Below are 9878 nucleotides of genomic sequence, written 5' to 3' on the forward strand. Positions count from 1 at the left end.
TCGGGAAAATGCTGGTAATTCGTTCCGCCATTACCCTGCGGGGCACCTTTCGCGTTGCGCCAGTTCACGCGCGGCGTAACGGAACAATCTACCTGATACCCCAGCTCAATCAGCAACCGGGCGTAACGGCTGTCGAATGCCCAGCGCCCGGCGCGATGGCTGAGCATTTTTGTCTGGAAGGTCTCTTCCAGTAGGCGGGTCATGAACAGCACTTTCTCACGCATGACCTCGTCTGAAAACTCAATCAGATAAGGCTGCCAGCGCCAGTCATCACCGGTCAGATCGTGCTCCGGAGGGCTGTTCCAGGCATGGAGATGCATTCCTACCTCGCCCTGCCCCCGGGCTATGACCTCTTTCGCGAACTCAATGAACACCGGTTCGACGGCCATCTCGTAGTTGGTGAGCCAGACAGGCTTAAAGCCGAAACGCTCGCAAAGCGTCTGAAACCGCGCCAGGTAGCGCGCGTTTTCCGTTTTGATGACCCGGTGGTTCTGCCAGAGATTATCCCCTTCGGTATCGATCGTGATGATAAACGCTGGTTTTTTCATAATGAGTCCGCAAGACAAAATAGTTAGCGCTATGTTACGCACGCCCGAAAGCAGGAGTAAACCCTTCCAGGGAAATTCCTGACATTATGGAGAAAGAGTGCAAGTCGTTACCAGGTCTATTAGAATTGCCAACAGTACAACGCCGATAAGATGATGATGAATAACTTACCTGACACGCCTGATTTGCGCATTTTACTGATTAAACTTCGCCATCATGGTGACATGTTACTCACCACCCCCGTCATCAATTCATTGCGCCAGAAATGGCCTGAAGCCCAAATCGACGTGCTTCTCTATGAAGAGACGCGAGACATGCTCGCCGCGCATCCGGCAATCGGTACGATCTATGGTATCGATCGTAAATGGAAGCAGCTGGGGACGCTGAAGCACCTGCAAAAAGAGTGGCAGTTGCTTCGTGCTTTACGCGCTCAGCATTATCATCTGGTGATCAATCTTGCCGATCAGTGGCGCAGCGCGATTGTTACCCGCTTCACCGGCGCACCGGTTCGGCTCGGGTTCGCTTTTAACAAGCGCAATAATGCCTTCTGGCGTTTTTGTCACAGTGAACTGGTCTCAGTCGCCAGCCATCAGTCGCTGCACACCGTTGAACAAAACCTGTCCATACTGAAACCATTACCCGTTGCCGCCAGACCCGCCGTCACCATGGCTTACAGCGCGGATGACTGGCACCATGCTCATCACAAGCTGACACAAAAGGGCGTGGGGGAACGCTATATCGTTATTCAACCCACTTCACGCTGGTTCTTTAAGTGCTGGGACGAAGGCAAAATGGCGCAAACTATCGCCGCATTGCAGCAGGACGGCCACACTATCGTCCTTACGGCGGGACCGGATAAGAAAGAGCTGGCGATGATTGACCGCATTCTTGCCGCCTCCCCGCAGACGGGTGTTGTATCGCTGGCAGGGCAGTTAACCCTGCGCCAGCTGGCCTCGCTTATCGATCACGCAGCCCTGTTCATTGGCGTTGACTCCGTCCCCATGCACATGGCCGCCGCCCTTCAGACGCCCTGCGTGGCGCTGTTTGGCCCATCAAAGTTGACGTTCTGGTCGCCATGGCAGGTTAACGGCGAGGTCATCTGGGCTGGTAACTACGGCCCGCTTCCCAACCCTGACGCCATTGATACAAAAACGACGGAACGTTATCTCGACGCCATCCCCGTTGATGCTGTCGTCTCCGCCGCAAGGAGATACCTGCAATGAAGCTTCATCGTCTGGCCATTGTGCGCCAAAAATATCGGCCGGATGGGGGAGCAGAACGTTTTGTCTCCAGGGCACTCACCGCGCTGAGCAATCAAAATCTTGAGCTCAACGTCATCACCCGCGAGTGGCAGGGCGAAAAGCAGGACGACTGGCATATTCATATCTGCGATCCACGAAAGTGGGGCCGCATCAGCCGTGAACGCGGCTTTGCACACGCCGCGCGCGCGCTGTGGCAGCAACAGCAGTTTGATATTGTACAGAGCCACGAACGTATTCCGGGCTGCGATATTTACCGCGCCGGAGATGGTGTACATCGACGCTGGCTGCTACAGCGTACGCGTATTCTTCCCGCCTGGCGCGCGAAGCTGCTCATGCACGATCACTATCACCGCTACGTGATGAACGCCGAACGTGAAATGTACCAGGCTCCCGAGTTGAAAGCCGTTATCTGTAATGCGGAGATGATCAAGCGCGAAATCGTCGAAGACTTTGATATTGACGCAAAAAAGATACATGTGATTTATAATTCAATAGATTCCCGCCGCTTCGTTCCGGCAGAAGAGAGACAGCGCGCTGTACTGCGTAAGCAATTTGGCTTACCCGCTGATGCCGTCATTTTCTGCTTCGTGGGTTCAGGGTTTGAACGCAAGGGGCTGGCAAGCGCTATTCAGGCTATAGCAGGAACATCGGCGTGGCTGGTTGTGGTCGGTCAGGATAAAGCGGAAAGCCGCTATCGCGACCTCGCCCGTTCATTAGGCTGTGAGGGGCAAATCCGTTTCCTGGGGATGCAAAAAGAGACGCTGCCATTTTATCAGCTTTCTGATGGTTTACTGCTGCCGACGCTGTATGATCCTTTCCCTAACGTCATACTTGAAGCAATGGCCTGTGGATTGCCCGTCATTACGTCAGAGAGTTGCGGTGGTTCAGAATTTATTGAGCAAGGCCAGAACGGGTTTTACTGTGATGCACTTGATATCCACACATTGAAGGAGGCCGTCATGTCCATCCCTTCACTGGAAAAAAATAACAATATGGGGCTTGCGGCGCGTGAACGCGTCAGAGAAGCAACCCCTGAAAAACTATCAAGTCAGCTTATTTCGCTTTATCAAAAATTACTGGATTAATAATGCGCATCCTAATGATTATTGATGGTTTACCCGGTGGAGGAGCCGAAAAAACGGTTCTCACCCTCTCCAGCGGACTGACAGAACTGGGGCATCAGGTCACCCTTTTCTCCTTACGGAAGGTGTGCGACTACGCCATTCCGGAAGGCATCGATTTTCAGGTCGTGCAGGATACCTGTAAAAAACCCTGGCGCAAGCTGACCGAGATCCCGCGTCGCGCCCGTTTGCTGGATCGCGCCATTGAGCAGGCAGAACGCAGCGGTAAATTTGACGTCGTCTTCTCGCATCTGCATAAAACCGACCGTATCGTGGCGCACAGCCGCGTGCTGGATCGCGATAAGGTCTGGTTTTGCGTACACGGGATGTTCTCCTTCTCCTATTTGCGCCATCGCAGCGGGCTTTCTCGCTGGTTTAAGCATTATAAAATTCGTCATACCTATGAAAACCGCAACGTGGTGGCGGTATCCGGCGCCGTGCTGCACGATCTGTCTGAAGTACTCGCGATCCCCCTGCGGCGCAAAGCGGTTATCCATAACCCGTTTGATATCCCTGAAATTCAGCGTCTGGCGGAAGCGCCCTTTGAGATGCAGGGGCAGAATTACATTATCCACGTTGGCCGTTTTCATGAGCACAAACGTCACGACCGGCTGCTGCGGGCGTTTGCGATGAGCAAGATTGACGCATCACTGGTGTTGATGGGCAAAGGCTCTGACGTGAAAATTAACCAGCTCAAACAGCTTGCCGCTAAGCTGGGAATTGAAAACAAGATCGTCTTCCGCCCGTTTGAAACCAATCCTTATCCGTGGATCAAAGGTGCACGCCTTTTAGTGTTAAGTTCCGACTGCGAAGGTTTTGGTAATGTACTGGTAGAGTCCATTATCTGTCAGACCCCACCGGTGAGTACAAACTGCCCTGGCGGCCCTGCTGAGATCCTTACTGGCCCCCTGGCGCGCGGTCTGACCGCGTTAACCGACGAATCACTGGCGAATACCCTGGCAGAACTGTATGCCTCTCCGCCGGTTGTTGATCGCGAAACGATCGCATCGTTCGGTATCAACGCCATTTGCCAGCAATACATTGCTTTGGTCGACAACCAAAAATAATCAGGTTTCATATGCAAAATTCAGCGCCTATATTAAGCGTGGTGGTTGCCGTTTATAACGGTGAAGCTTTTCTCGATCAGTTCTTTACCTGCCTTGTAAATCAACACATGGACAGTATGGAAGTCATCATCGTGAATGACGGCTCCACTGACCGCTCGATGCAGATTGTCGAAAAATGGCGCGAACAGCTGCCACAGATGCAGGTTATTGAACAACCTAATCAGGGCGTGTCCATCGCGCGTAATACCGGCCTGGCCATTGCGACCGGCCAATATCTCTCTTTCCCGGATATTGATGATGTCTTCAAACCCGGCATGTACCAGCGTCTGCTGGATATGGCCGTCACGCAGAACCTGGATGTCGCCACCTGCAATGGCAACTACGTCTGGGAAAATAACAAAAAACCGTCTCGCCCTATCTTCCCTGAAGATAAGCTCGCCTCAACGGGCGTCATGAATGGCGCGGCATGGTTAAAAAAGGCGCTGGATTCACGTAAGTTCCTGCATGTGACCTGGCTGAATATCTATCGTCACGATTTTATTCGTCAGCACGGCTTTCGTTTCGAGCCTGGCCTGCGCCATCAGGATATCCCGTGGACGACTGAGGTGCTGCTTGCTGCAGAACGCGTTCAGTACACCAGCGAACGCTTTTACGACTACTACATTCACTCCGCCTCGGTATCGCACACCCCGGATAATGACGACACGCTGATTCGCTCAGCGCGCCATTACATGAAGATCCTGAAGATGCTAGATGCCATTAACCAGCGCTACCCGGATAAAGTGAAAAATATCCCGGCCTGTCACTGGCAAATCGCCAAAGAGGGTCTGGGAATTATTCATACCTTCGACAACATGAAGGATGAAGCGAAGAAATCAATGATAATCAAAGAGTTCTTCGACACCGGGATCTGGAAGCTCATCTGGAAAAGTGCCAAAAGCCCGCGTTTGCGCTGGCGCCTGGGCCGACGCTACTTCCGTTTAAAACGGTATCTGGCATAAGAGATAGCTTTAGCACGCTTAAATGCTTAGAATTTCCCGGCCGAAACTAAAAAAACGGATAATCGCTTGGAATTGTTGTATACCGCCCTGCTCTACATCATTCAGCCACTGGTGTGGCTGCGACTGTTGCTTCGTAGCCGTAAAGCGCCTGCGTACCGTAAACGCTGGGCCGAACGCTATGGCTACTGCCGCAATAAAGTGGCGCCGGACGGTATTCTGCTGCATTCCGTGTCAGTCGGGGAAACGCTGGCCGCCATTCCACTGGTGCGTGCCTTACGCCACCGTTATCCGTCACTGCCCATCACCGTCACCACGATGACGCCAACAGGCTCAGAGCGCGTGATGTCTGCCTTCGGTAAAGACGTGCATCACGTCTACCTGCCGTACGATCTCCCCTGCGCCATGAACCGTTTCCTGAATACCGTTCGCCCTAAACTGGTGATCGTCATGGAAACTGAACTGTGGCCGAATATGATTTCCGCCCTGCATGCCCGTAAAATTCCTTTGGTTATCGCCAACGCGCGTCTGTCGGAACGCTCGGCTAAAGGGTACGGCAAGCTGGGTAAATTTATGCGTCGCCTGCTCAGCAAAATTACGCTGATCGCCGCGCAGAACGAAGAAGATGCCGCGCGCTTTATCGCCCTCGGCCTGAAGCGCAACCAGCTTGCGGTCACGGGTAGCCTGAAGTTCGATATTTCCGTCACCCCTGAACTCGCCGCCCGTGCGGTGACGCTGCGTCGTCAGTGGGCGCCGCGTCGCCAGGTCTGGATTGCCACCAGCACCCATGACGGCGAAGAGGCCATTATTCTTCAGGCTCACCGCCAGCTGCTGGAAAAATTCCCTGATTTACTGCTGATTCTGGTGCCTCGCCATCCTGAGCGTTTTAAAGATGCCCGGGAGATGGTGCAAAAAGGCGGTTTCAGCTTCACCCTGCGCAGCAGCGGCGAAATCCCCTCTGGCAGCACGCAGGTGGTGATTGGCGATACGATGGGCGAACTGATGCTGCTGTACGGGATTGCCGATCTTGCATTCGTTGGCGGAAGCCTGGTGGAGCGCGGTGGTCATAACCCGCTGGAGCCGGCAGCCCACGCCATTCCCGTGCTGATGGGTCCACACACGTTTAACTTCAAAGATATCTGCGCGAAATTGCAGCAAGCCGATGGCTTAATCACCGTGACCGATGCGGACTCGGTGGTCAAAGAGGTCTCAACCCTTCTGACTGACGAAGATTACCGCCTGTGGTACGGTCGTCACGCCGTTGAAGTCCTGCATCAGAACCAGGGTGCACTGACCCGTCTGCTGCAACTTTTGCAACCTTACCTGCCGCAGCGGAGCCACTAATGTCAACGCGTCTGTCGGTCGTGATGATCGCCAAAAACGCCGCCGACCTGCTTCCGGATTGCCTGGCCTCTGTTGCCTGGGCTGACGAAATCGTCATTCTCGATTCCGGAAGTACGGACAATACGGCGGACGTTGCCCGTGCAGCCGGGGCAAAAGTCTTTACCGACACCGACTGGCAGGGCTACGGTATTCAGCGTCAGCGTGCGCAGGGTTACGCCACAGGCGATTACGTGTTGATGATCGATACCGATGAGCGCGTCACCCCGGAACTCCGACAGGCCATTCAAACGGTGCTTGCTGCGCCACAGCCCGGCGCGGTCTACAGTATCGCGCGTCGTAACTATTTCCTGGGCCGCTTTATGCGCCACAGCGGCTGGTACCCCGACCGCGTGATGCGCCTCTATGCCCGCGAGCGTTATCAGTACAACGACAACCTGGTCCATGAGTCTCTGGCCTGCGATAACGCTCAGGTCATCCCCCTGACGGGCGATCTGCTTCATCTGACCTGCCGCGATTTCGCCAGCTTCCAGCGGAAACAGCTGAACTATGCCACCGCCTGGGCACAGGAGCGGCATGCGCGCGGCAAGAAGGCCACGCTGACCGGCATCTTCACCCACACGCTGGGCGCGTTTCTGAAAACGCTGCTGCTACGTGGCGGCGTGCTGGACGGCAAACAGGGCTGGTTACTGGCGGTAGTGAATGCCCAGTATACTTTCAATAAATACACCGAGCTGTGGGCACTGAACCGCGGCTACTCAGAGAAAACGTGAGCCATGAGCACAAAAGCGATTTATCCGGGTACCTTCGATCCGATCACTAACGGTCATCTTGATATCATCACCCGTGCGGCGTGTATGTTCGACAAAGTGATTCTGGCCATTGCCGCCAGCCCGAGCAAAAAGCCGATGTTCGACCTGAACGAACGCGTGCAGCTTGCCACCGATGCGATTTCGCATTTGTCGAATGTTGAGGTCGTCGGATTCAGCGATTTGATGGCAAACTTTGCCCGTGCTCAGCAGGCCAATATCCTGATCCGCGGTCTTCGCGCGGTAGCAGACTTCGAATATGAGATGCAGCTGGCGCACATGAACCGCCATCTGATGCCGGAGCTGGAGAGCGTATTCCTGATGCCCTCCAAAGAGTGGTCCTTCATCTCTTCTTCGCTGGTAAAAGAGGTGGCGCGCCATCGCGGGGACGTTACCCACTTTCTGCCGGTTAACGTCCACCAGGCGTTGATGGAAAAGTTAAAGTAACCCTACTTCTGGCACTGACGGCAGTAAAACGTGGCGCGCTGAGCGTGCTTCGTGGCAATAATCGGCGTCCCGCATGCTCTGCACGGTTCCCCCTTACGACCATAAACCTGCAACTCCTGCGCAAAATAGCCCGGCTTCCCGTCGCTTTGCAGAAAATCCTTCAGCGTCGTCCCACCCTGCTCAATTGAGCGCAGCAGTACCGCTTTAATCACTCTGACCAGCAGCTCGCACTCCTGCGCAGACAGCGAAGAGGCCAGCCGATCGGGATGGATCCCGGCGGCAAACAACGATTCGCTGGCATAGATATTCCCCACGCCCACGACCAGCTTGTTATCCATCAGCCAGGGTTTGATCGGGGTTTTCTTTTTCGCGCACTTCTCTTTGAGATAATCCGCGTTAAACGCCTCTGAGAGCGGCTCAGGTCCAAGATGCGCCAGCACGTTGTGCCCTTCCAGCTCTTTGGTCCACAGCCATGCACCAAAGCGACGCGGGTCGGTGTAACGCAGCACCTTGCCGTTACTCATCACCAGATCAACGTGGTCGTGCTTTTCCGCAGGCAACTCTTCGGTGAGGATGCGCAGGCTTCCCGACATGCCCAGATGGATAATGATCCAGCCGTCAGGCAGCTCCAGCAGCAGGTATTTCGCGCGGCGCTGTACGCTCAGGACGGGTTTATCGCTTAACGCGTGGATCTCATCGGACACCGGCCAGCGCAGACGCCCGTTGCGAACGACAGCATGAAGAATAGTCGCGCCAACCAGATGGGGCTCAATGCCGCGGCGGCTGGTCTCTACCTCAGGTAATTCAGGCATGGTTCCTCCGTTGAGATGCAGAATGCAAAAAACCCCGCAGTTGCGGGGTTTTTCAATACAAGGAGACTAAAATTATTTGATTTTAGCTTCTTTGTACAGTACGTGCTGGCGTACAACTGGATCGAATTTTTTCAGTTCCAGTTTTTCCGGCTTAGTACGTTTGTTCTTCGTGGTGGTGTAGAAGTGACCTGTACCAGCAGAAGAAACCAGCTTGATTTTCTCGCGAATACCTTTAGCCATGATTTATTTCCTCTTTAAGTACTTAGTACTTTTCGCCACGGGCACGCAGTTCGGACAGAACTGTATCGATGCCTTTCTTATCGATTACACGCATACCTTTAGCAGATACGCGCAGGGTGACAAAACGCTTCTCGCTCTCAACCCAGAAACGGTGAGAGTGCAGGTTCGGCAGGAAACGGCGTTTAGTCGCGTTCAGTGCGTGGGAACGGTTGTTACCGGTCACCGGACGCTTGCCAGTAACTTGGCAGACTCGGGACATGTCTATTCTCCAAAAATCAAATTAGCTCGAGCTTCGTATGGGGTATCGGCGCCTCGTCAGGCTTTACAGCCCGGTCATCGCATAGTTCTATTGAACTCTCGATTGCCAGGCCCAAATGCCAAACCCGAGATTCTCAAAGGTGGCGTAGTATACGCTGACTCGGCGGTGTGCTCAAGTCCCGAACAGACAAAGATCCCGATGGATCGCGAGAAAAGGCCTAAATCCAGCCACGCTCGGCAAAAGAAATGTACTCTCCGCGGCCAATTATCAGATGGTCCAGCACACGAATGTCCATGAATTGACAGCATTTGATAATACGTTCGGTAATTGCTTTGTCAGCTCTGCTTGGTTCTGCACAGCCAGAGGGGTGATTATGCGCGAGGATCACGCCGGCTGCATTCACTTTTATCGCTTCCCGCACAATTTCACGCGGATGCACCTCAACGTGGCTCAATGTTCCCGAAAAAAGGCGGGTATGTTTCAGTACCCGGTTTTTATTGTCGAGAAAGATCACCATAAAGATCTCCCGCTCCAGATCGGAAAGCTGGCTTTGCAGAAATTCGCGGGTCATGTCGGGGGTGAGGATCGGGTCTTCTTCCTCCATACGCACGTTGTAAAATCGCCGGGCCAGCTCCGCAATGCCCCGCAGCTGGGCATATTTCGCCACGCCAATGCCCTCAACGTGCGTAAACGCCTCCAGCTCGGCGGTCAACAATCCATACAGTGAGCCGAAATGCTCTATCAGCTCTTTCGCCAGCGTAAATACCGTTTTCCCCGGCGTGCCTGTGCGTAAAAAGAGCGCCAGCAGCTCGTCGTCCTTTAACAACGTGACGCCATGGCGCAGCATTTTTTCACGCGGTAGCAGCAGTTCAGTCTCTTCCATGCCCGGCCTCCTTCTGTTTGCCATTATGCTGCCACAGGCAAATTCGGGGCTCGACGCTGGCGTTTCGTTCTTGCGTAGCGCCTCGCAAAGTGA

The 9878-nt window shown here is 54.1% G+C and carries 11 protein-coding genes and 1 pseudogene; 7 read left to right on the forward strand and 5 right to left on the reverse strand.

What is annotated here, in order from left to right:
- A pseudogene (locus HP459_RS17835) lies at nucleotides 1-548 on the reverse strand (deacetylase); the annotation flags it as partial.
- A gap of 150 nt (nucleotides 549-698) precedes the next feature.
- On the opposite strand from HP459_RS17835, the gene rfaQ reads away from it, so the two are divergent.
- From rfaQ to coaD, 7 genes are all read left to right on the forward strand, one after another.
- Nucleotides 699-1769 carry a putative lipopolysaccharide heptosyltransferase III gene (gene rfaQ, locus HP459_RS17840; protein ID WP_074142833.1) on the forward strand — a complete coding sequence of 357 codons (1071 nt, stop codon included), beginning with the start codon at nucleotides 699-701 and terminating at the stop codon, nucleotides 1767-1769.
- Nucleotides 1766-2893 carry a glycosyltransferase family 4 protein gene (locus HP459_RS17845; protein WP_171936573.1) on the forward strand — a complete coding sequence of 376 codons (1128 nt, stop codon included), beginning with the start codon at nucleotides 1766-1768 and terminating at the stop codon, nucleotides 2891-2893. The genes rfaQ and HP459_RS17845 overlap by 4 nt, the downstream gene beginning before the upstream one ends.
- 2 nt (nucleotides 2894-2895) lie before the next feature.
- Nucleotides 2896-3996 carry a glycosyltransferase gene (locus tag HP459_RS17850; RefSeq protein WP_023299022.1) on the forward strand — a complete coding sequence of 367 codons (1101 nt, stop codon included), beginning with the start codon at nucleotides 2896-2898 and terminating at the stop codon, nucleotides 3994-3996.
- A gap of 11 nt (nucleotides 3997-4007) precedes the next feature.
- Entirely contained in the window at nucleotides 4008-4997 is a 990-nt protein-coding gene (locus HP459_RS17855) for a glycosyltransferase (RefSeq protein WP_126502782.1), read from the forward strand.
- Nucleotides 4998-5063: 66 nt separating this feature from the next.
- Nucleotides 5064-6338 (forward strand): lipid IV(A) 3-deoxy-D-manno-octulosonic acid transferase, encoded by a 1275-nt coding sequence (gene waaA, locus HP459_RS17860; protein WP_003860874.1) that lies wholly within the window; start codon nucleotides 5064-5066, stop codon nucleotides 6336-6338.
- Nucleotides 6338-7108 carry a glycosyltransferase family 2 protein gene (locus tag HP459_RS17865; protein ID WP_003860875.1) on the forward strand — a complete coding sequence of 257 codons (771 nt, stop codon included), beginning with the start codon at nucleotides 6338-6340 and terminating at the stop codon, nucleotides 7106-7108. Before waaA ends, HP459_RS17865 begins: the two co-directional genes overlap by 1 nt.
- A gap of 3 nt (nucleotides 7109-7111) precedes the next feature.
- Nucleotides 7112-7591 (forward strand): pantetheine-phosphate adenylyltransferase, encoded by a 480-nt coding sequence (coaD, locus tag HP459_RS17870; RefSeq protein WP_022646622.1) that lies wholly within the window; start codon nucleotides 7112-7114, stop codon nucleotides 7589-7591.
- 2 nt (nucleotides 7592-7593) lie between these two features.
- Here the strand turns inward: coaD and mutM are convergent, their stop codons facing one another.
- The 4 genes from mutM to radC form a co-directional block, all read right to left on the reverse strand.
- Nucleotides 7594-8403: a bifunctional DNA-formamidopyrimidine glycosylase/DNA-(apurinic or apyrimidinic site) lyase gene (mutM, locus tag HP459_RS17875; RefSeq protein ID WP_003860879.1), complete on the reverse strand. Its 810-nt coding sequence runs from the start codon at nucleotides 8401-8403 to the stop codon at nucleotides 7594-7596.
- A gap of 72 nt (nucleotides 8404-8475) precedes the next feature.
- Complete coding sequence (gene rpmG, locus HP459_RS17880; protein WP_003024094.1) at nucleotides 8476-8643, reverse strand: 50S ribosomal protein L33; 168 nt, start codon at nucleotides 8641-8643, stop codon at nucleotides 8476-8478.
- Between the two features lie 22 nt (nucleotides 8644-8665).
- Nucleotides 8666-8902, reverse strand: a complete 237-nt coding sequence (rpmB, locus tag HP459_RS17885) for a 50S ribosomal protein L28 (RefSeq protein ID WP_002436699.1) — start codon at nucleotides 8900-8902, stop codon at nucleotides 8666-8668.
- A gap of 217 nt (nucleotides 8903-9119) precedes the next feature.
- Entirely contained in the window at nucleotides 9120-9785 is a 666-nt protein-coding gene (radC, locus tag HP459_RS17890; protein ID WP_022646621.1) for a DNA repair protein RadC, read from the reverse strand.
- Nucleotides 9786-9878 lie beyond the last annotated feature (93 nt).

This window comes from Enterobacter sp. CM29, assembly GCF_013179605.1.
GTDB classification, from domain to species: domain Bacteria; phylum Pseudomonadota; class Gammaproteobacteria; order Enterobacterales; family Enterobacteriaceae; genus Enterobacter; species Enterobacter intestinihominis.